Source organism: Streptomyces sp. UG1 (assembly GCF_049974585.1).
GTDB lineage: Bacteria > Actinomycetota > Actinomycetes > Streptomycetales > Streptomycetaceae > Streptomyces.
Genome location: NZ_JBNGGG010000009.1, coordinates 196,208 through 217,636 on the forward strand (window position 1 = coordinate 196,208; position 21,429 = coordinate 217,636).

Annotated in this window: 12 protein-coding genes and 1 pseudogene; 7 read left to right on the forward strand and 6 right to left on the reverse strand. The window is 67.9% G+C overall.

From position 1 onward, the window contains the following. Window positions 1-18: 18 nt before the first annotated feature. From ACP4J3_RS12855 to ACP4J3_RS12875, 5 genes and pseudogenes are all read right to left on the reverse strand, one after another. Window positions 19-1,110: a PASTA domain-containing protein gene (locus tag ACP4J3_RS12855; RefSeq protein WP_426533569.1), complete on the reverse strand. Its 1,092-nt coding sequence runs from the start codon at window positions 1,108-1,110 to the stop codon at window positions 19-21. Between the two features lie 77 nt (window positions 1,111-1,187). Further along, a complete protein-coding gene (locus ACP4J3_RS12860; protein WP_426533571.1) occupies window positions 1,188-5,246 on the reverse strand; it encodes an Eco57I restriction-modification methylase domain-containing protein in 4,059 nt (1,352 codons plus the stop codon). Next, complete coding sequence (locus ACP4J3_RS12865) at window positions 5,246-8,194, reverse strand: helicase-related protein (RefSeq protein ID WP_426533573.1); 2,949 nt, start codon at window positions 8,192-8,194, stop codon at window positions 5,246-5,248. Before ACP4J3_RS12865 ends, ACP4J3_RS12860 begins: the two co-directional genes overlap by 1 nt. A gap of 35 nt (window positions 8,195-8,229) precedes the next feature. Next, window positions 8,230-14,547 carry a protein kinase domain-containing protein gene (locus tag ACP4J3_RS12870; protein WP_426533575.1) on the reverse strand — a complete coding sequence of 2,106 codons (6,318 nt, stop codon included), beginning with the start codon at window positions 14,545-14,547 and terminating at the stop codon, window positions 8,230-8,232. Window positions 14,548-16,080: 1,533 nt separating this feature from the next. Next, window positions 16,081-16,257, reverse strand: a pseudogene (locus ACP4J3_RS12875) (transposase); the annotation flags it as partial. A 73-nt stretch (window positions 16,258-16,330) separates the two neighbouring features. On the opposite strand from ACP4J3_RS12875, the gene ACP4J3_RS12880 reads away from it, so the two are divergent. The 6 genes from ACP4J3_RS12880 (at window position 16,331) to ACP4J3_RS12905 (ending at window position 20,156) form a co-directional block, all read left to right on the forward strand. Further along, window positions 16,331-16,753 (forward strand): hypothetical protein, encoded by a 423-nt coding sequence (locus ACP4J3_RS12880; RefSeq protein WP_426533577.1) that lies wholly within the window; start codon window positions 16,331-16,333, stop codon window positions 16,751-16,753. 303 nt (window positions 16,754-17,056) lie between these two features. Then, window positions 17,057-17,188, forward strand: a complete 132-nt coding sequence (locus ACP4J3_RS12885; protein ID WP_426533579.1) for a hypothetical protein — start codon at window positions 17,057-17,059, stop codon at window positions 17,186-17,188. A gap of 58 nt (window positions 17,189-17,246) precedes the next feature. Next, window positions 17,247-17,867, forward strand: coding sequence for a hypothetical protein (locus ACP4J3_RS12890; protein ID WP_426533581.1), 621 nt, complete (start codon window positions 17,247-17,249; stop codon window positions 17,865-17,867). Between the two features lie 256 nt (window positions 17,868-18,123). Beyond that, window positions 18,124-19,137 carry an RHS repeat domain-containing protein gene (locus ACP4J3_RS12895; RefSeq protein ID WP_426533583.1) on the forward strand — a complete coding sequence of 338 codons (1,014 nt, stop codon included), beginning with the start codon at window positions 18,124-18,126 and terminating at the stop codon, window positions 19,135-19,137. A 263-nt stretch (window positions 19,138-19,400) separates the two neighbouring features. After that, complete coding sequence (locus ACP4J3_RS12900; protein WP_426533585.1) at window positions 19,401-19,679, forward strand: hypothetical protein; 279 nt, start codon at window positions 19,401-19,403, stop codon at window positions 19,677-19,679. A gap of 36 nt (window positions 19,680-19,715) precedes the next feature. Beyond that, window positions 19,716-20,156 carry a hypothetical protein gene (locus tag ACP4J3_RS12905; RefSeq protein ID WP_426533587.1) on the forward strand — a complete coding sequence of 147 codons (441 nt, stop codon included), beginning with the start codon at window positions 19,716-19,718 and terminating at the stop codon, window positions 20,154-20,156. A 692-nt stretch (window positions 20,157-20,848) separates the two neighbouring features. On the opposite strand, the gene ACP4J3_RS12910 is transcribed toward ACP4J3_RS12905, so the two are convergent. Continuing rightward, window positions 20,849-21,031 carry a hypothetical protein gene (locus ACP4J3_RS12910; RefSeq protein WP_426533588.1) on the reverse strand — a complete coding sequence of 61 codons (183 nt, stop codon included), beginning with the start codon at window positions 21,029-21,031 and terminating at the stop codon, window positions 20,849-20,851. A 10-nt stretch (window positions 21,032-21,041) separates the two neighbouring features. On the opposite strand from ACP4J3_RS12910, the gene ACP4J3_RS12915 reads away from it, so the two are divergent. After that, window positions 21,042-21,182 (forward strand): hypothetical protein, encoded by a 141-nt coding sequence (locus ACP4J3_RS12915; RefSeq protein WP_426533590.1) that lies wholly within the window; start codon window positions 21,042-21,044, stop codon window positions 21,180-21,182. The last annotated feature ends 247 nt before the right edge of the window (window positions 21,183-21,429 follow it).

Genomic DNA, 21,429 nt, shown 5'->3' on the forward strand with positions numbered 1-21,429 from the left:
GTGACGGGCGGTGGCGGGTCAGGCGCTACGCCAGCGGTTACGGCCATCGGAGCCGGGGCCGCAGACCATGGGGGTTCCGGCCTTGGTGACGCCGGTCGCGCCGCGCGGGGAGCAGAACGAGCCGGGGTGGACCGTGCCGACGCTGGTGCCACCGCCGGTGGAGCCGCCGGAGGAGGATGAGGAGCCTCCCTCGTTCGAACCGCCGCCGGTCGTGCCGTTGTCGTCGTTGTCGTAGTCGGGGTCGTTGGCGGGGATCTTGTAGGTCGTGTCCTTCGCCGACGGGCAATCCTGGACGACGTCTGCGTCGGTCCACTGGCCCAGGTCCAGGCGGACCGTGGTGACGGAGTCGACCTTGGTCCCCTCGTCCGGGGACTGGAAGCACACCCGCCACTCGTCGCCGTCCTCCGCGGCCTCCTCGGCGGTCGGAGTGTCGATGTCGAGGTAGACGTCGTCGAGCGTGACGCGGTCGAGGTCGATACCGGCCTGCTTCAGATCCTCGACGGCCTTGTTGTAGGTGGCGCCGACGACGTCCGGCATCTTCGGCCACGGGAGCGGACCGCCGTCTTTTCGGGGGCATGGCTCGGCGCTCTTGACGGCCGCGAAGTCGATGGTCTTCGCGGCCGTGTCGGCCTTCTGGAAGCACACGGTCCATCCGGACCTCAGGACGATCACGCGATTGTTGTCGGCCGCGTCGTGATGGGCAGCGGTGTAGCCGGCGGAGCGTGCCTGCTTCTCGGCCTCGTCCAGTTGCTGTCCGACGTAGTCAACGGCGATGGCGGGCTGGGACTTCTTGGACGCGGTCGGGGATGCCTGGGCGGATTCGCCGCTTGCCCCGCCCGCGTGCGCTGACTTGGTGCCGTTGTCATCGAGCTGCCCACCCAGACCCGCGCCGACCGTCAGGAGGACCAGGGCTCCGACCGTCGCTCCGAGCCTTGCGAACCAGCGCCACGGTGGCAGCACCCACACGGCCACCATGGCGGCGATCATCACGAGGAAGCCCAGGGCGAAGCTGAAAGCGCCGAGCAGGGCGACCAGGGCGAGGATGCCGAGCACGGCCTGTGTGCTCTTCCACCAGGGACGGGACTGGGCTGGGGCGTTGTACGGATTCACGTGGTTCTCAACTCCTCAAGTGCGAGCCCAGGCACGGTGGGCTCGCACCGGCCCTCGCACGGACCGGGATCGGGCTGTCAGGCGGAGTGTCTGGGGCCGTGGCCCGGGGGCGGGGTGAGAGCGGAGGTGTAGTTCTCGCCGTCCACGAGGGGAGTGTCCAGGGTCAGGCCGGCGGCGGCCATGCGGTCGTACTCGGCGAGGATCAGTTTCTTCGTGCGGTACGTGCCGTATTTTGCTTCGTCCTTGCGGCGGACGATGGGAAAGGTGTCGAGGATGTAGTCGACATCTTCGCGGGATACGCCGTAGAGGTGGAAGAAGAGGGCATCGAGTTCGGCGCGGATGACCTGGCGGCGAATCTCTTCCCACCGGAACGGAGCCCCGTCGTCCTCTAGATCGGTGGCGAGTGGCTTCATGTCAACGGCTGTGAAGACCAATTCGAGGACCCGAGCGGAGATGAATGAGGCGTGGTCTGCGATGACACTCGGATCCACAGCAGGGAGCTGCTTGAGCACAGTAAAAGTAAGGTGCAGGCCGTTCAGCTTTTGACGACATACGAAGTCGAAAACAAAGGAGCTCTGCATGGCGTGCAAGGAGGCGGCCTGGCTGGTCTCCCGGGCTGAGAGGATGAGAGGGAGTGTATGCGCTGCTGCCGTGAGGGGGATCAGGAATGGGATAACGGTGCGTTCATTTGTCGCACTGGTCACATCGCAGCAACCAGATAGCCACTCCCGGTCCCATTGAACACCGGATAGCTTTCTTTTGACTTCATTGTGGCATACCCAACTCATCGGTTGCACGACGCGTTCGGCATTGTCATGCTCGGCAGGGCTGAGGTACTGTGGCTGATTCTGGCGCTTGGCGGCCGTTGCACTCTTAACCACGTCCGAGGCGCGGTGGTCGTAAAAATCCACCATCTTGCCTTCGTACAGCGGAACCATGGTCTCTTGATCTTTTGTGAAAATGTTTCCTTGGGTGCTCCAACCGCCTTCGAGCAGCTCCTCGCGCGGATGCAAGAGGTGAGATTCGTGAGCCATATGGAACATGGTTGTCAAGGACACCTCCCACGTATTCCTTCTTTGTGCTCCTTCCTTGAGCAAGACGGGTGTGCGTTGATAAATCCCCAGGGTGATTTCAGCGTCCCGTGTGGACCTGAATACTGGAAGCGTGCCCGTATTCGGGTTTAGGAGCTCGATCTCCTCCGGTGTCAACGTGAACGCTTTCCCTGCCTCATTCAGCTCACTCGGATCATGCAGGAAGAACGCAAATCGGGCCGCCGGTTCGCGCAGGGAACGACCAACCATGGACAGAATGCTGAACTTGAACGAGCGGTGCACGCCCGGGAAGAGAGGTGCGGCGTTCTCGAAGTCGTACAGCGCCGCAATTGCCCCACGATGCACGAGGTCCCCGGAGAAGTGTTGCGTCCGCGCGTCTGTGGCGATACCGGTCGGGACGATTACGCCTGCCCGTCCCTTCGGGTCGAGCAGGATGCAGTCCGTCTCGGTGAAGACTGCGTACGTGTTGAGATTCCCCTGTCCCGTCAGCGGCACCCGGCCCGACCGTCGCAGGAAGTGACTCTCGGCGTACACCTTCCGCTTGCCTGCCTCGAACTCCTCATATAGCGGAAGCGTGTCCGGTGACTCCTTGAGCGCCTCAATCATCTTCTTCCGCACGGAAGTCCTCGACGCCTCCGCGATCTCAGGCGCACGCTGCGCGAAGAACTCCTGTTCCCGAAAGTCGACGCTGTCCCACGGTGGGTTCCCCACTACACAATCGAAGCCGCCCGCCCAACCGGTGTCCGGCGACACCCCCCGCCCATGCTCCGGCACGGAGAACACCTCGGGGAACTCCAAGTGCCAGTGGAAGAAGGAGAACTGCTTACGCAGGCGCTTGATCTCGGCCTTGGTCTCCTCAGCCACTCCCTGCCCGCTGGGGTCCTCCAGAGCCTTGAACACGGCGTACGTCACCGGCCTTGGCGCCTCCGGCGTCTTCAGCCACACGAATGCCGCGCACCACGCGTCGGCCACGAGCAGCGCACGCCGGTAGTCGGCGGAGTCGGTCCACTTATCGTAGGCCTCCTCCTGCCGGCGTACGTCAGGCAGTTCCTCAGCCTGGGCCAGTGTGATCGCGCGCAACCCGCTGGCGAACACGGTGTTGGCGACGCTCACCGGCTCCCCGCCCAGGTCGAACAGGCTGCCCTGACCCACGCGCTCCTGCTGGTTGATCTTCTCCAGGGCCTTGGCGTGCTTCTTGTCGTCGCCCTCGGTCGCGATGAACGCTTCGTCGGGGATGCCGTCCTGGAGCAGTTTGGGCGTGGCGCCGATCAGGCCGTTGCCGTGCTTGACGTGCGCGTCCAGGAAGCTCAGTGGCTTGCCCGGCTCCAGGGCTTCCAGCCACAGCGAGACCTTGGCCAGGTCCACGGCCATCGGGTTGAGGTCGACTCCGTAGATGCAGCGGGCGACCACCTCATGCAGCGCATGCCGCACCGCCTCCAGCGTCGGCTCAGGGTTGCGCTCCCGTACCGACGCGACCTGCTTGGCGATACGGCGAGCTGCCGCCACGAGGAAGTGTCCGGAGCCGCACGCGGGGTCGCAGACCGTCAGCGACAGCAGCTCGTTCACGATCGCGTCCGCCGGGTCGGAATCGCCCGACTGCGCGGCTGCCTGCTCGCCGCGCTTCACCGCATCCTCTATCACCGGGTCCAGGCTGGAGTTCAGCAAGCACTCGATGAGCGAGGACGGCGTGTAGTAACTCCCCGTCGTCTTACGCGTGTTGCCCGCCACCTCCACCAACTGGAACGTCCGGTCGACCGCGCTGTACTTCGGTTCCAGCTCCAGCAGCGACTCGTAGACCGACCCCAGCTCCTCCGCGTCGAGGTGTCGGTAGTCCACCGCCCGCCAGCGCCGCGAGCTGCCGTCGCGGACCTGGGACAGGTGCCGTACGGCCGTCAGCAGGGCCTCGTTCGAGAGCTTCAGGTCGCGCAGCGGGGCGTCCGCCTCCACCTCGTTGAAGAGGCCGCCGAGGCCTGTCAGGCCGAGCTCCGGGCGGCCCTTCTCATCACCGAGTGCCGCCAGGACAATGCGCAGTGCCTCGTACAGGTCACCGTGCGCCGTACCCCGACGCTTCCTCGCGTGGGCGCGCAGCCGCGCTGACGAGAAGTACGTCTCGTACCGCTCGCGTGCGATTCCATCCGCCCCCGGCGACAGCAACGCGTCGCGGTCCTCCGCCACGAAGATGAACAGCAGCCGGTAGACAAGGCGCAGGAGAGCCGCCTGGAGGGCTTTCGGGCGGACGTCCTCCCGCAGCGCCGTGTTCTCCGGGTGCCGCAGGAAGCCCGTGCCCAGCGCGGTGATCGCCTCCTGCACCCCCTTCCGGAGCTGGTCCAGCGCCCGCGTACCTGAAGCGATGGCCTCCGTGCGCCATTTCTCCAGCCAGCACGACGACGGCGCCGCCCCCTCCACCACCTCGAACCGCGAGGCGTGCAGCAGCCGGTACAGCAGGACGAACTCGCTGAACAGCTCGCCGTCGAAGATGGCTTCGAGGTCGAACTCGACATACGACGCCGTCGCCAGCGCGCTGGAGTCGCGGAGCAGGCGCACCTGACGGCCGTTCGTCAGGACGCCCCACAGGTAGGCCTCCGTGCGGTTCAGGCACTCCTGGAGCATCGACTGGGGCGGGACCGTGCCCGCGCCGCCGGGGCGCTTGTCCAGTTCCGCGTTCCACGCCGTCTGGTGGATCAGGGCGTGGTGCCAGCGGTGGGAGACCGGGAACTTCTTCTCCGTGTCCGAGTCGGCGGTGATGCCCGCCGCGCCGACCGCCGTGAGTCGGCCGAAGCCCAGTTCGCGCCAGAGCGGTGCGAGCCAGTCCGCGTCGGCGCGGCCCGTCGGGTCGGCGGCGGGTACGCCGGTTTCGCGGTCCTCGGGGAGGTGCTTGCGCAGGTCGCGCCAGAGGGGCTTCAGGTACTCCCAGCTGCGCTCGGCCTCGTCCCGTACCGAACGCGACGACGGCAGGCCGTAGTCGGCGGGCTTGGAGCCGGGGACATCCTTGCCCTCCGAGATGCGTACCAGCATGTCGGCCGGCAGCAGCCCCCCCACCGTGTGGACGGCCGTGAACACCTGGTTGCGAGTGGTGGCGGACATCAGGCGGACACTCCAGCGGGGACGGAATCGGTAGCGGAAGCCGTGGCGGGCAGGTAGACGTAGGCGCCCAGGATGTCGGCCGGCTTCTGGGCCGTCACCGACAGACCCCGGACGATCTCGCCGGACGCGGCTCGCACCCGGCGGTGGGCGGCGTCCAGATCAGCCGCCAGCTCGTCGCCGTACGTCTCCAAGTGGTCGTTCACATCAGGAAGCTGGTCCAGGATTCGGGTCATCGTGCGCTCCCCGAAGTGCGGGTCCGTGTTCCCGGACGCCGTCGCGTCCAGCAGGCTCACCGCCCGCTCCGGCGGCAGCCACACCGCGCTCCTCGGAGCCCCCTCGAACGCCACCAACCTCGCGTCCTCCGCAACCAACTGCCGCTCGCCACTCCGCGACGGCAGCGTCAGATGGAAGCGGTACCGCACCAGCAGCAACGTCGTCCTCGTAGCCACCGCGTCCGTCGTAATGACACCGCAGCGGCGCGCCGGCCGCGCACCCTCCGCCTGCGTGTCCAGCGCGGCGTTGAGCACATGGGACGCCAGCGCGCCCACCACCGGATCCGTACGAACCAGCGCCGCCTCCCCCCGCGCCACCGCCGGATCGCTGCGGAACGGGATCTCCCGGTCCTTCTCGACGACCTCCGCGCCCACCACCGGCGCGAGCGCGTCCCGCAGGCCCGCCGGTGTGCCGCCCACCTGGGCCGTGAAGTCCCCGGACTCGCCGTCGGCGCCGCGCAGCACCGCGTTCAGGGCGCCCAGTGACTCCCGTACGAAGGTCCTGATCTCGCCCGCACCACCCAGCGCCTCACGGATCGAGGCGACCTCCCGGGCCACCTCCTCCGGGTGGATCGAGCGCTGCGCGAAACGGGAACGGGACGCCCGCTCGCGCTCCGCCGCCGAGTTCCAGTCGCTGTCCAGCTTCTCGGTGCTCACCTTGAACGCGTCCGCGCTGAAGAGGGCGTCCTCGTTCTCCCGGCCGCGCATCAGCAGCCACTCCACGATGGCGTCGGTCACGCCCGTCGACAGTTCGTCCGGGACGGAGACCGAGATGCCGAGGTCCTTCTTGATCTGGCGGTGCTTCTTGATGAGCACCTCCAGGACCTTGCCGTCGATGCCGTTGTCGTCGCCGTAGAGGGTGATGACACGGACCTCGTCGCGGCGCTGGCCGTAGCGGTCGACGCGGCCCTCGCGCTGGTCGTGGCGGGTGGGGTTCCAGGCGAGGTCGTAGTGGACGACCGCGTCGAAGTAGTGCTGGAGGTTGACGCCCTCCGACAGGCAGTCCGTCGCGATCAGGACCCGGCGGGCCGCCGCGTCCTCGCCGGCCTCCGTGGCCAACTCCTCGATCCGCTCGATGCGTTGCTGCGGGGACAGTTCGCCCGTGACCGCCTTCACCACCGTCTTCGCGCCCAGCGGGCCGCGCTTCTTCGTCTCCGGGTCGTTGGCCAGATGCTCGGCCAGGTACTTCGCCGTCGGGATGTAGCGGCAGAAGACGATCGGGTTGTAGCCGTCCGCCAGCAGCGCCTTGAGGTGCTTGATCAGCGACTTCAGCTTGAGGTCTTTCTCCGGGCCCTCCAACTGCGAGGCCAGCTCCGCGAGTTCTGCCAGCGGGGAGCCGGCCGTCGTCTCCGCGCCCGGCGCCACGTCCATGCCCTCCATGGCGTCGCTGTCCGCCGCGTCGCTGTTCAGTGGGGCGCCCAGCTTGTCGGCCTCCTCCGCCGAAGCCGCGATCGCCGCCGCCGAGCGCGTCGTCAGGGTCTGGGCCGCCGCCCTCGGCGACGACACCAGCGAACGCAGCAGCGCGATCGCCGACCACCAGGCGATACGGGCCTCCCGCTTGCCCTGGCCGCCCGCCTCCTCCACACGCTCACTCGCGTACGCGATCGCGTCGTCCAGCAGGGCCCGGTACTCGGGGGACAGCTTGTACGTCTCGTCCTTGAAGAAGCGGTCCGAGGGGAACGCGGTGCGCTCGGCGAGGGAGTCGTCCGCCAGGCCGTCCTCCTTCGTCAGGTACTGCCGTACGTCCGCCCGCTTGCGGGCCACGAAGTGCTGGGCGAGCAGCTTCCTGCCCGCCTCCGACTCCAGGTTCACGTGCGCCAACTCCGGCTTGACCAGCCCGAGCAGGTTCCGGAACGCCGACTCCTTGCCGCTGTGCGGGGTCGCCGTGACCAGCAGCAGGTGCCGTTCCGCGTCCTCCGCCACCCGGCGCAGCAGCTCGTACCGCAGCTGGCTCTGCGCGCTCGTCGACGTGTCGTCGGCCGCCACGCAGGTGTGCGCCTCGTCGACGATCACCAGGTCGGGGCAGTGGCGTACGAAGTCGTCGCGGTGGCGCGGGGACTTGATGAAGTCCGTCGAGACGATGACGTTCGGGTACTTGTCGAAGAGGGACTGGCCGAGGTCCAGGCCGCGCTCCAGCCGCGACACCGTCGACGCCAGCACCAGCTCCGCGTCGATGCCGAACTTGCTGCGCAGCTCCTGCTGCCACTGTTCGGCCAGGGCCGGGGAGCAGAGCACTGCCAACCCCGTCGCCTCGCCCTGTGCCAGCATCTCGCTCGCGATCAGGCCCGCCTCGATCGTCTTGCCGATACCGACGTCGTCCGAGATCAGCATGCGGACCGTCCTCTGGCGCAGGGCCATCAGCAGCGGTACGAGCTGGTACGCGCGCGGCTCCACCGCGATCCCGGCAAGAGAGCGGAACGGGCCCGCCCCGGAGCGGAAGCCGACCCGCAGCGCAGTACGCAACAGCCCTGCCGCCCGCTGATCGCCGAGGTCCGTCGGCTCCGGCGGCGCGAAACGGGCCTCCTCCACCGGCTCGAACGGGAAGACCGCCGCGATGTCGTCGTCCGAGCCGCCCAGTGGGCGCAGGACGAGCAGGTCGGGCTCGCTCTCGGGGAGCACCACCCACTCGCGGCCGCGGGCCTTCACCAGGGATCCGGCGGAGAACGTGAATGCCATATCGATCGTCAAATCCTCTTCGTCCGGCCGGTGCGTCAGTTGGTCTTGGCGGGTGAGCCGAAGTAGCGGGAGTGGGCGGCGGCGATGGCAGCCCAGTCGGCGCCGTGCGGGAAGCGGACGACGTCCCAGGTGGCGTCGAAGAGGCGCTCCTCCGCGTCGGCGTCACGGAGCGCGCTCTCCTCCGCGCCGGAGGGGCCGTCGACGAACACGGCGACATTGGCGCCCGGCAGCCGGTACACGAAGTCCGGTGCCGCGTTCGCCTCCGTCAGGAAGACGTCCTTCTCGTCAGGGAGGCGCAGCCCGCACGCCTTCACCCAGCTCAGGAAGTCACCCTGCGCCGCGAGTTCGGACGCCTTCGCCTCAACCGGCGTGGGATCGGCGGGAGTTTCGGCCACCAGTCGCCGGAACTGCTCCGACCGGGACTCGCCCCGCGCCTCACGGCTCGCCGCCGCCGACGCGAACCGCACCAGCAGGGCGGCCACTGTGTGCCGGTTGAGCTGGGCGTGGTCGAGCTGGTTGCCGTACGTGAGGAGGCAGTCGTAGCAGCCGAGCGCGCAGGCGCGTCCCGGGCGGTGTTCCTCGCCACCCTCGTCCTTGCCGTCCTCGGAGAAGTGGCAGATCTCCAGCGCGCGGCGGGCCGCCTTGGCGAGGGCATCGTCCTCCGCCTGGAGGCGGCGCAGTACGCCGGCGCCGCCCTCCGCGGCCTCCATGAACAGGATGCGGCGCCTCGGGCCGTCGTCCGGCGGCAGCAGCTCGCTGGAGAGCTCGGCGTCCTCCAGCTCGAACTCCGCCTCGATGCCCCGCTCCAGGGCGTACATGAGCGTGAGCGCGACCGGCTCGGGCAGCGCCTCGTCGAGGGTGACGACGAGGATGTTGCGGCGGTCCTCCACGAACGGGATGACCCGCTTCTTGCGCCGCCGCTCGTTACCGTCCGCGTCCACGATCGGCAGCTCGCTGGAGTCGCCGGACGCCTCGGCCGCGTCCTTGTCGTTCATCCAGCGGCCGTCGGCCAGGTCCAGCCAGTAGCCCGGCGGCTCGTCCGTACGGGCGCGTACCCGGCCGGTGTTGGTGATGCGGACAGTCGCGGAGTCGCCGTACGCGATCTGCGCGAGCTGTCCCGTCGCGTCGGCGACCGTGGCGTTCAGGCGGCCCTTGCGGACGCCGTGGTCGTGGAAGCGGTACGACGTCTCCAGCCGGAAGCCGGCCCGGCGCCGCTCCTCCTCGTCCGAGGAGATCCGCTCGCGGCGCGTGGTGTACACGGTGTGCAGGTGGAGGAGGCCGTACGTCGCCGCGCCCAGCGTCTCGTTGCAGAAACCGCAGCGGTCCTCGCGCTCCTTGGGCTCATGGTGGTAGCCGCAGTGCGCGCAGCGGCGCGCCTCGCCCGTGGTCAGCTCGCCGGAGGAGTCCGGGGGCAGCTGGATGCGGGTCACCTGGTAGCGGGCGCCCTCGTGGTAGATCAGCGAACCGGGGCCGAACTCGCGGATGGCGAGGAAGCGGGGGCGCTGGAGGTAGTCGCCGTCGCCGCGGCGGCGGCCGATCGTCGGGATGTACGCGGCCAGCGGCAGGCGCGGGAAGCTGTAGCCGGGCAGGAAACCCTCGGAGGCCAGGTAGCGGTAGGGGTTGAAGTCGGAGAGGACCGACTTGCTGTCGACGCTCTCGTTCATCAGCAGGTTCAGCTGCGTCTCGGCCTCGCGGCGGCGGGCGTTGGCTCGGTTGCGGTCGGTCTCGGTGAGGCTGTAGTCCAGGCGCCGCTTGTTCTGGACGTACTGGTCGTCGAGCGCGGCGCGGAACAGGCTGCGCCAGCGGTCGAAGGCGCGGTCGAAGCGCTCGGCGACGGTGCGGACCTTGTCGTCGATCCAGTCGTCGTGCCACCACGTGGTCTCGGTGAAGTCCCTGAACAGCGGGCCGAGGACCCGCAGGGCGGCGGCGACCGTGCGCCGCTGGGCGCCGTCGTCGTGGGCCGCGTCCCGGACGTCGGGCAGCAGGTGCAGGGCGGGGTTCGGGCGGTCGCCCGTGTCCGGGTACGACACGTCGAGCACCTCGGGCAGGGAGCGGCCCAGGCGCAGGCCCGCCTCGGCGATCCAGATGCCCTGGAGGTGGGAGAGGACCAGGTCCTCGTTGGCGAGGTCCAGGCGAGGCGGGGCGACCGCGCCCGCCACCATGCGCTCGGAGCGGCGGAAGTAGTACTGGTCGTGGCTGTTGCCGGTCGCGCAGTACGTCGTCACCAGGGCGGGCTGGCCGCTGCGGCCCGCGCGGCCCGAACGCTGGGCGTAATTGGCGGGCGTGGGCGGCACGTTGCGCATCATCACCGCGTTGAGCGAGGAGATGTCGACGCCCAGCTCCATGGTGGGGGAGCAGTACAGCAGCTTCAACTCGGCTTTGCGGAAGGCCTCTTCGCGTGCCTCGCGGTCCTCCGGGGACACCTGCGCGGTGTGCTCGCGCGCGTACAGGCCGGACAGGGCGTCGGCGGTCTCCCGGTACAGCTTGAGGAAGAACGTGTTGATGCGCGGGCCGTCGCCGCTCTGGTAGGTGCGGGTCAGCGGGTCGTGCGCGCCCGACTCGCCCTTGCCGGCACGCCACACCAGCGACTGGGCGGTCACCCGGTACCCGGTCGTGGTGGCGGACGACGTCCGGCGGAAGCGGCCGGCCCGCTGCGGCGCCGCCTCCACCTCCTTCACCAGGCCCGCCTTGGTCAGCACCTTCAGCAGTTCCGTGATGATCAGCTGGAGGTCGTCCTGGTCGAGGTCCCGGAAGGTGCGGTCGGCGCGCCTGAGGTACTTGCCGTACTTGCCGCGTGCCGACAGGAACAGGCTGGCGCGGTCCATGCCCGGCCGGGAGGGGTGCGGGTAGGCGGTGCCGACGCGGGGCTTGTCGGCGGCGGACAGGATCCACGGGTCCACGAGCCGTTCCTCGCTCGCCCGCTGGAGGGATTCGAAGGTGTCGTCGCGGAAGTACGACACGTCGATGGCCAGCGAGCGGCGCATCTCGTCCAGCAGTGCCCTCATCACCTCGGCCCGCAGTGCCGGGTCGGCGTCCCGCAGCGCCTGGTGGGTGCCCTCCCAGCGGTCCTGCTTGGTGGCGATCCAGTCCAGGTCCTCGTAGTCGATCTCCAGCAGGCCGGTCTGCTCCAGGTTGGGCATGGTGATGCGCCAGCCGCGCTCCAGGTCGAGGTAGAGCCGGAAGGCGACCACATCCCGCAGGGTGCGGGCGGCGTTGCGGGCCAGGGACGGGGGCAGGTCGGACTCGCCGGTGTAGTCGACGGGGGAGACGGCGAGCGCGTTGGTCACCGCGGAGGCCAGCTCCTCGTGGTGCAGGCCGTCCTCGCCGACGTCCAGGGCCGCCCGGTACAGGGCGCCGCGCAATTGGGTGATCTGCACGAAGTCGTTGAAGTGGCCTGCCTGGAGGGAGGCGTCCTGCCGGTTGTCGACGAACGTGAGGAGTTTGCGCGCCTCCTTGTCCAGGGCCTCCTCCGGCACCGACTTCAGTGAGCGCACGATCGACGCCGAGACCAGGGAGGTCGCCGACGAACGGCCCTCCTGGTCCAGCGTGGCCAGCTTGGCGAAGTCCCGGCCGCGCGTCTGCTCGTACGCCACACCGCAGTGCAGACAGAAGAGGAAGGGAGAGGGGATGAACGCGGCCTTCAGCTCACCGCCCTCGCCGCCTTGGCCGCCCCGGCCTTCTCGGCCGAACGGGTCGACGGTGACGGACTTCGGGACGCGGTCGCGGTACGCGCGCTTGACGACCTCCTGGCCCTTGTCGTCCAACTCGAGCCAGGATTCGGGCAGTCGGCGGTCGTCGACGGCGTACTGGACGTTGGACGGCCACTCGCGCTCGTGGTCCACGTACAGATAGCCGTCGCCCTGCCTGCCGCCGGTCGCCGAGGTGTCGCGGCGGGCCTCGTAGCGCACCTCGCCGTCCTTCTCGGTGCGCCACACCGTCAGGTACTCCTGGCCGCACTCCCGGCAGAAGGCGAGCGGCATCAGCAACTTGCCGCCGCTGCCCGGCTGTTCGAGCTGGTAGGAACGGGTGAGGTGGCGGGCGGGCTTGTTCTCCAGGGTGACGTATACGGTGTCGCCCTTGGAGAGGAACTGGTGCAGGCGGAACGCGAACAGCGGGCGTTCGTTGCGCGGATTGAGTGCCTGGGAACCGGCTTCCAGGGTGGCGCGGATCGCCTCCGCGCACAGCTCCTCCGCGACGCCCGACGTCTCGTGCAACTCGCGCGCCGCGACCTCGATCTGCGTCGGCGGCCGGCGTACGAGGCGGCCCGTGGCTTCGTCCTCGACGAGGCCGAAGCGGTCCTCGATCCAGCGGGCCAGCGGGTCCTGCGCCAGGTCGTCGTAGGCGCGCGGGGCGGGTGAGGTGAGGCGCTCAGCCGGTATGGTGGCGGGCGCCTCGCCGGTCGCCCGGACCAAGGTCTCGCCGATGACGTGCTCGGGCCGGACCGTCGTACCGAACAGCGTGCTCGCCACACCGGCGACCACCTGCCGCTGGTCCTCCAGCGTGCCCTCCGTGGACATGGTGGCCGACGTGCCGATGCACTGGAGGTCCTCGGCCTGGCAGGCCTCGCGGACCCGGCGGATCAGCAGGGCGACATCGGCGCCCTGACGGCCGCGGTAGGTGTGCAGTTCGTCGAAGACGAGAAACTCCAGGCCCCGCGCCATCTTGATGAGGCTCGCCCGGTCGGCCGGGCGGGTCAGCATCAGCTCCAGCATCACGTAGTTGGTGAGCAGGATGTCCGGCGGGTTGTCGCGGATCTCCTTGCGCTTCGCGTCGTCCTCCTGGCCCGTGTAGCGGGCGAAGGTGACCGGCTCACGGCCCGCGCCGTAGCCGTCGCGCAGGTACTTCTCCAGTTCACGCAGCTGGCTGTTGGCGAGCGCGTTCATCGGATACACGATGATCGCCCGCACGCGCTTCGGAGCGTTCGGGCCCTCCTCGTCGCGCTGGCGCAGCACCTTGTCGACGATCGGGACGATGTAGGAGAGCGACTTGCCGGAGCCGGTGCCGGTCGTCAGGACGTACGACGCCCCGGACGCGGCGGCGTCGATGGCGTCGCGCTGGTGCCGGTGCAGGAGCAGCGGCCGGCCGTCGCAGACGGTGCCGCCCTCGGTCTTCTTCGCCTGGAAGATACGGGCGCACTCGGGGTGCAGCACCTTCTGCTGGGCGAGCTCGACCACGGTGCCGCCGCCCTGGAAGAACGGGTTGAGCGACAGCCAGGGGTTCGGCCACTGGGACTTGTCGTCGAGGTCCTTCTCGACGTACGCCTTGATGCGCTCGTCGCGGATGACGGTGCCGCCCTCCGTGAAGGAGCGGTAGTCCCGGATCAGCGCCTGGTGGACGCCGAAGACGTCCATGCCGGCGCCGGAGCCGGTCACCAGGGCGGGCTGCCGCGGGGCGGCGGGCGCCGGGGCCGGGGTGGCCTCGCGCAGGGGGAGCGTCGGGTCCTGCCCGCTCCAGGTGGGGACGAGGCTGGTGTCGTCCGACGGTACGGCGAGGGGGAGCAGGGCGTCCCGTACGGTCACGGCGTCGGCCGGGCGGTTCGCCGGGTCCTTGGCCAGCAGGCGGTCGACGAGACGGGCGAGCTGGGCGGGGGTCTCGCTGCGGATCGCGCGGACCGGGCTGGGCTCCTGGTGGACGTGCCGCTCGGCGAGTTCGTACGCCGACTCGCTCGTAAACGGGGGGACGCCGACCAGCATCTCGTACAGCACGCAGCCCAGGGCGTAGAGGTCGGCGGCCTGGGTCACCTGCTTGGCCTGGCACTGCTCCGGCGCCATGTAGCGGGCCGTGCCCACGCTGACGCCCGTGCTGGTCAGGCGGGTCTGGTCCGGGTCGTCGACGATGCTGCCCATGCCGAAGTCGAGCACCTTGACGGTGCCGCCCCGCGTGAGCATGACGTTGGCGGGCTTCAGGTCCCGGTGGACCACGCCCTTCGCGTGCGCGGCGGCGAGGCCGGCGGCGATCTGGGCGCCGATGGCGGCGACCCACGGGATCGGGAGCTGCGGCTCCTCCTCTATGAGGTCGCGCAGCGACTCGCCGTCCAGCAATTCCATCGCGAGGTAAGGCAGATCGTCGCGGTCCGCGGCGATGCCGCCCTCGATGAGCCGGGCGAGGTTGGGGTGGTGGTCCAGGTGCCGCATGATGCCCACTTCGCGGGCGAAGCGCTCCACGGCCTTGGAGTCGCCGCCGGTGTCGATCCGGCCCCCGGTGCGGCGGCGCAGGATCGTCTTGACGGCGACGGTGCGCTCCGGCGAGCTCTCGGGAGCGCGCAGGTCCTCGGCCTGGTGGACCTCCCCCATGTTGCCCCTGCCGATGACGCGCCCGATGCGGAATCTGCCGTCGACGAGCTCGTGGCTCACTGCCGCTCCTTTGCCTACTGCTCGCGTTCTCGCGGTTTCGAACCGGAACGCGCCCCCTGATCTGCTGCCGCACGGCCCATGGTGTCAGAACGGACAGTGAGGCAACCGTTACCGTACACGATGTGACTCAGAATTCATAGGTATCAGTCTGTTGACATGGTTAACACGCCACCTTTGGGCTCCTCGTGAAGTGAGTGGGGCGGGTGTGCAGGATCGAACTGCCGGTGAAGCGACTGTGTCCGGCCTGAGGTGTGCCGCCGTGAACGGTGTCGTGCCTGAGTCGCAGAGCGTGCAGCCCGTGAGGCTCGGCCAGGCCGAGCGAGACCGGCTGCGATACAAGTCGGCCCGATTGGGTCTGCATGTCCAGGACGTGCGTGTGCATGTAGACGCGGACTCTCCGGATGTGGAAAAGGTTGCATGTTGGTGAGGAAAATGTGTTCCCCAGCGCAGACGGGGTGGGTGCAAGCGCTGCTGTCGCGCTACGCGGACACCGACGGGTATGTGACCTCCAGAGCGGGGTGGACGGTGCCGCCCGGCTGGTGGGACTCGGCACATGGCAGATGGCTGCGCTGAAGGCCTGGGCCGCCCTGGTCGCGGCGCTGGCCGTACGGGCGGAGGATCGCCTCTGTTGTCCTGGGGACCGCCTCCTGAGGCCGAAGTTGAGGTCGGTCTCGCGTACCTCTGTGATGCGGCACGGATCGCGTGGGGCAGGAGCCCGTCCCGGATCTGCTTGGTCCTGCACCCATCGCCTTGTGTACTTGCTCATCCGCCCCCGCCCGAGCAGGACGTACGTGACCTGGTGGGTCCGCCAGCGGACGAGGTGTGCGCTCATCCGGATTCCGGTTCGCATGCACGAGCAGAGGCGCAAGGTGACGGCTGCGGAAAGCGCCCTTGCCGCGCAGGGGCGTCCAGTGACGGTCGTCTACGTGGCGGTGCGGCGCGACATGACCGATTAGACGGTGGAGGAGGCCACGGACTCCGAGGGCGTCTTGTCGGGTTCGTGTCCCAAGACCGAGTCTCGGATCTGGACCACCGAATCACGGCGCTCTAGCGCACCGCCTGACGAGAAGCACATTTGCCTGAATGCCCAAGGGGGCGGACTCGGACAATTTCGAGCCCATCGAGACCCTCTGAACGGGGAGGGCGACGTAGCCACCGGCTCGGAGCGCTTCTGGGCGGAGCGCGCCTTGCGTAGCCACCAACGTAGCCACGGAAGCGCCCTCCCTGCACGTTTGGACAGGTCATAGCGCCGCGACGACTCTCCCCGGCGTATAGCCCGACTCGTCTGCCAGCGAGGCTTTGCTCTGGGCTTTTGGCCTGGTCGGAGCCCTTGTTCGTGTCTGGGCACTGCCCGCTTCTTACTGGGAGTTCCCGGGCGTTCCCGCGCAAGTGTGCACTGGCTAGGGTTGCACGCCAGAGCCAATCAGCCTTCTCAGCGGGGCCGCTGATCATGTGACGACAGCGACGTCCACAATGCTCCGGCGGCGTGTTGGTAGGCGAGAATGAGGTGGAATCCACGCTCGCCATGGATCAGTCGATGCGGTCTGCCGCGTGGGCGTCGGCTTGGACGGCCCCCAGGATCTTGTCCCACGTGCCGTTCGCCGACCAGCGTCTGTGTCGTTCGCAGATGCGGACGATCATCCACCTACCGAAACATGCAGGCAGATCCCGCCAGGGGATCCCGTCGATCACCCCGCGGTGGCTATTCCAACTCCACGCATCCCGGAAGACTAGAGAAGGTCAGGTCGATTCCCCCGGGTGAGCCGACCTGAGGTCGATCCGCGTGACTGGCCTTTCGGAGAACGGGTTTGACGACGCTCCCGCCCTGCGTGATCAGATGCAAGGTATGAGTGACACGGGGGAAGGGGGCAGCGCTGAGCTGCTCCCTGAGGTGCGTGAAGCATTTCTGCGGGGTCGCTGGTATCTGCAGAAGCCGGAACGGCCGGGTGTGATGGTTCTCGGTAGCCCGGGGGAGGACGGCGCCGCGATCCCGATCTTCTCTTCGCTGGTGCAACTTGCCCGGTATGCCGGGGCCGTGGAGTGGTTCTCCACTTTCGGGGACGACCTGCTCACGCTGCTGCCGACCGGGTTGGGTCTGGCCGTCGATCTGGCGAGCGCGCAGCCTCAGCTCATACGAGCCGAACAGGTCGACGTGATGCGTGCTGAACTGACCGCCACGGCTGATCAGGAGACCGCTGGTGAGTAGCAGCTACAAGGTCGAGATCGCCGCACTCAGGCGGGTTCAGGCTCCCATGGAGGAGTCCATGGATGCCGCAAAACGCGTCGCGGAGAAGAAGGATCAGTTGGCCGCCGACGCCAAGAACGCCGGCAACGACGACGTGCGCTCGGCGGTGGAGGGCTTCTTGGAGGCCTGGGGGTACGGCTGCAAGCAGTTGGCCAAGTACGCGACGACGTCTCCTCCAAGCTCGACGAGACGATCCAGGCATACCAGACCTGCGAAGAGCTCAATATCGAGGGCTTCACGCCCACCGAGAGCAACCTCGCCTCCTTGCCCACTGGCGGAGCCAGCCGCTGGATGTTCGACCACGGCGGCTACACGCTGCCGGACAGCCAGGAGGGCGGCTTCGAGAAGACCATGAGCGACTGGCAGACCGACGTCGAGGACTGGATGTTCGGATGAGCGCGCACGGCATATCCCCTGACGCCACGAAGACCGATCTCATCCCGGCCTGGACGGCATGACGGAGTCGTGGAGCTGGGACGGCGAGGGCAACCTCCTGACCCACACCGACCGGGCGGGCCATACGACCACGTACACCTACACGCACTTCGACCTCGTCGCCTCCCGGACGGATACGGACGGCAACACCTTCCGCTTCGACTACGACACGGAGCTCCGCCTGACCAAGGTCACCAACCCGAGTGGCCTCACCTGGACCTACCTGTACGACGAGGCGGGCAGGCTCACCGCGGAGACGGACTTCAACGGTCGCACGCTGACGTACACGTACGACGCTGCGCGACGTCCGCGCACCCGGACCAACGGCGCGGGCGAGGCGCTGACGTACATGCGCGACGCCCGGGGTCGAGTCACCGCACGCCAGTCGAGCACTGGAGAACGCGCCACTTTCACCTACAACGCAGACGGCCGCACAGCCGTCATGAGCAACGCGGATACGACGGTCGCGTACACATATGACGCCCTCGGCCGCACCCTCACCGAGACCGTCAACGGCCGCACGATGCACTACGCATACGATGCTCTCGGCCGTCGAACGGCCCGTACGACGCCAACCGGCTTGGTTTCCACCGGCGGTACAGTCCCGAAGACCACGCCACATCGCTCACCAACTCCATAGGCCATGCGCTCGATTTCGGGTACAACGCGGGAGGCCGGGAGATCTACCGCGCCATCGACGCCACGTCGCTCTTCTTGCAGACCTACGATGCGGCCGGCCGCCTGGCGAGCCAGTCCCTGCGCACCATAGAGCCCGGTTCAACACCGGTTCAGGAACGCGAATACCACTACCGCACCGACGGAATCCTCGCTGGAATCAGCGAGACACACTCGAGGCGGCAGCGCTTCACCCTCACTCCAGCGGGCCGGTCACCGCTGTGGACGGCGTCAACTGGACCGAAAGGTACGCCTACGACGCCACCGGCAACATCACCACAGCCGATACAGATCACGCTCCTGAGCACAACGGCACGTGGGAGACAACAGGCACTCTCCTGCGCCGTTCCGGCCGCACCCGCTACGCGTACGACAGCCAAGGCCGCCTCGTCGAGCGGACCCGGAAGCTTCTCAATGGGCAAACGAAGCGCTGGACATACTGCTGGAACGCGGAGGACCGCCTTACGGAGGTGGACCTGCCAGACGGCACCCGATGGCGGTACGCCTACGACCCGCTCGGACGGCGAGTGGCCAAGTATCACCTGGCGAGCGACGGCACTAGGGCAGCGACCGATTTCGCGTGGGACGGCACTCGCGTCGCCGAGCGCATCGAAGCAATGGGACGCATCACCAGCTGGGATTACGAGATCGGCAGTCATCGGCCGCTCATACAGACCACGCGCGTTTGCCGCTCCTCGGTTGATGACCCACGCCTTGGCTTCGCCATGCCCTCTGCTCAGCTCCGTGAAGAGCAAGCGGAGTACGACGCGGAATTTCACGCGATCATCACCGATCTGATTGGTACCCCGACACAGCTCGTCACTCCGGCAGGGGAGATCACATGGAGGCGAACGCAGTCTCTATGGGGATCCACTCTGCAAGAGCGGAGTGATGGAGTTGACTGCCCGCTCAGGTTTCCAGGGCAGTACGAAGACGAAGAAACAGGGCTTTTCTACAACAATCAGCGCTATTGCGACCCGCGATGTGGCCGATACGTCTCACCTGACCCGCTCGGACTCGAGGCGGGCGACAACGAATTCACCTACCCCTGGTCCCCGCTCGTGTGGTCGGACCCTCTGGGCTTGGCGAAGTGCCCGGAGGAGCGAGCGCAGAAGGCGGCCGACAAGATCATCGAGAACGCCGAACAGGGGAAGATGCGGAAGGCCAGCAACTACCACCCTCACTTCGGAGATGATCGTGTCCTGAAAATCCTCAAGGACCCCGATGCCGTATAGCTGTCAGAAGGAGGCAGGGGGAACCTCATCTTCCGGCAGGCGAGGATATCGTTGTGACCAAGGGCCCCGGTGCGGGCGCAGGCGACGTCATCACCGGATACGGGCCATCCGGTGTCAAGGGCGACAGTGGGGCGGACGCACTGGGAGGCTCCCCGACCGACCCCGGGCCACCCATCAAACATGACGACATCGTCAACGGAAAAATCCCCGGAACGGGAGGCACATTCATGCCGCCCGCCAAGCAAATTCGTTGAGGTCCCCCTGTGGAAGTAAGGATCGCTGACTCGATCAGCGCGCAAATCGTGGATGGCGGCCTTGCGTATACGCCGCGCTTTGTCCTCTCCGGCCCGTTCGTCGCGGTCGGCGCCTATACGGATCTTCAGGAAAAGGAAGGGGAGCTGGCTTCCACCTTCGGCAGCGCGCAGTGGCTTTGGTCGGAAGACGACGACCTTCGCTTTCGGTCGGCTGATCGCGAGCTGGAAAGCCTCTGCCTGTACCTTCCACAAGCTACTGCCGCTTCGGACTTCGCTCTGACTGGCTGAGAGCGAGCCAGGCGCGTCACAGGCAGGTTGCGCACCATGACAGACGCGAATTTCTCCAGCCCACAGACCAACTCGTGTTGGATCGCTCCGGATGCCACTCACCTGATCTGTCTCCGCAGCTCGGCACGCCGTCCCGACGCGAGCAGCTTCCGCCTCTCCGCCGCACCCGACCTCGACCTGCTGTTCGCGCAGGGACATCTGGTCGGCTGGCTGCTGGGCGATCCGGCGCGCTATCTCACCGCAGATTGGGAAATGCCCGTCTCCGAAGCTCCGGCTGAAGCCACTCGATCACTGTTGGCCCGGACCCTCATGACGACGATGTCCCCGGAAGTGGAAGCGATCGAGGACGGTGACCCTGAGGCCTGGCGCCGTCTTCGCGGGCTCGTCGAGGAGCTCCGCGCCGTCAGAGAGGACCGGCGGAGAACGGAAATCCTTCAGGCAACTGTCGACCGGCTCGTCGAATGGTACGAATCGTGAATGGCGCGCCTTCGGCCGAATGAGGCGCAGCGAGCGACGGCTGACGTCGGGTAGCCCCGTGGAGAGGGCGAGGCCACGGTGCTCTGCGAGGCCTGGTTGCCGTTGGCACCGAGGAAGCGGTCGACGCCGAGCGAGTCGTCGTCGTGGTCGACGAGGAGCGGCATCGCTCTGGTCTCCTACCCCTCCCACCGCTCCGGGTACGCGGTCTGCAGAACGACCTGGCGAAGAGCAGGAACATCCGCCGCCAGGGCGCAACCCGTGAACGCGTCGCGCTCAGGGAACCACGCCGTGGTGCCTCCGAGCAGCACCCGGCTGGACGATCGTCGACCGGGTCCTCGAGTAAGCGAGAAGCGCACGGAGGAGGACTGCTGCCTCGGGTGCTGATCGCGTGGGAGACGGTAGCCGAGTTGACAGCCGACAGGCAGGGGATGCATTGGAGGCGGCCCAGTCCCCGGTGGCGGAGTCGTGGGTGATTCGAGTGCTGACGTGCCGAATCGGCAGCCTCCGTGATCGAGAGTCGTGCGGTGCGCACTCTGAAGTCGGTACGTCGAACCGCGCGTTCGCACCTTGCAGTTGGAACAGGTCAGTGCGGTAACGGTGGAACCCGCATGCGTTCACAGGCACGCGGAGTGATGTTGCAGTGTCGATCGCTGGCACACGAGACAGCTCAAGTGGCAGATCGGCTGGGCGGCTTACGGTGCCACAGCCGTACTGATCGCGACCGGATGCATGTCATCCGATCCGGGTGATGCGAACCCGTCCAGCGATCGCGATGTGTCGACGAGCACGCCCAGTGCCTCGGCCTCCGGATCGTCGGCGCCATCCTCCCCGGTTGCAAGTGCACGCCAGCCGGCGACCGCGGCGTACGTGGGCATGTGGCGGAGCATGGCCGAGGCAGGGGAGACATCGGACTGGGCCGTGACCTGGGCCGGGGCCGGAGAGTCCGGCACGTTCCCCGACCTGACCACCACGTCGACCACCGCCTTCCGCGTAGCGGAAAGCCAAGCGCTGAACACCGGCGGCTGAGTACTGAGCGCAACGTCCCTTGCCGGGCTTGATGGGGGAGGGGCGACAAACCCCAGAACTGATCGTTGCTCACCGCGTCGGCGGCGCGGTGGGGAGTAGCGCTGTACCGGGAGGTGGCAGGTGGTGAATACCCGTGTGCCTACGCACTCGGATCCGGCCGCGGCGACGAGGGACGGTGCGCCGTCAGGAACCAGTGGGCTGGACCGGCGGAAGGGACGGGCACCTGTCCGGTTGAGCGGAACGCCCC

What these genes read in the sequence shown, in the direction of transcription:
- ACP4J3_RS12860 (WP_426533571.1), bottom strand. Translation starts at nt 5,246, where the DNA reads ATGTCCGCCACCACTCGCAACCAGGTGTTCACGGCCGTCCACACGGTG.
- ACP4J3_RS12865 (WP_426533573.1), bottom strand. Translation starts at nt 8,194, where the DNA reads ATGGCATTCACGTTCTCCGCCGGATCCCTGGTGAAGGCCCGCGGCCGC.
- ACP4J3_RS12890 (WP_426533581.1), top strand. Translation starts at nt 17,247, where the DNA reads ATGACGGAGTCGTGGAGCTGGGACGGCGAGGGCAACCTCCTGACCCAC.
- ACP4J3_RS12905 (WP_426533587.1), top strand. Translation starts at nt 19,716, where the DNA reads ATGACAGACGCGAATTTCTCCAGCCCACAGACCAACTCGTGTTGGATC.
- ACP4J3_RS12910 (WP_426533588.1), bottom strand. Translation starts at nt 21,031, where the DNA reads ATGCCCACGTACGCCGCGGTCGCCGGCTGGCGTGCACTTGCAACCGGG.
- ACP4J3_RS12915 (WP_426533590.1), top strand. Translation starts at nt 21,042, where the DNA reads ATGGCCGAGGCAGGGGAGACATCGGACTGGGCCGTGACCTGGGCCGGG.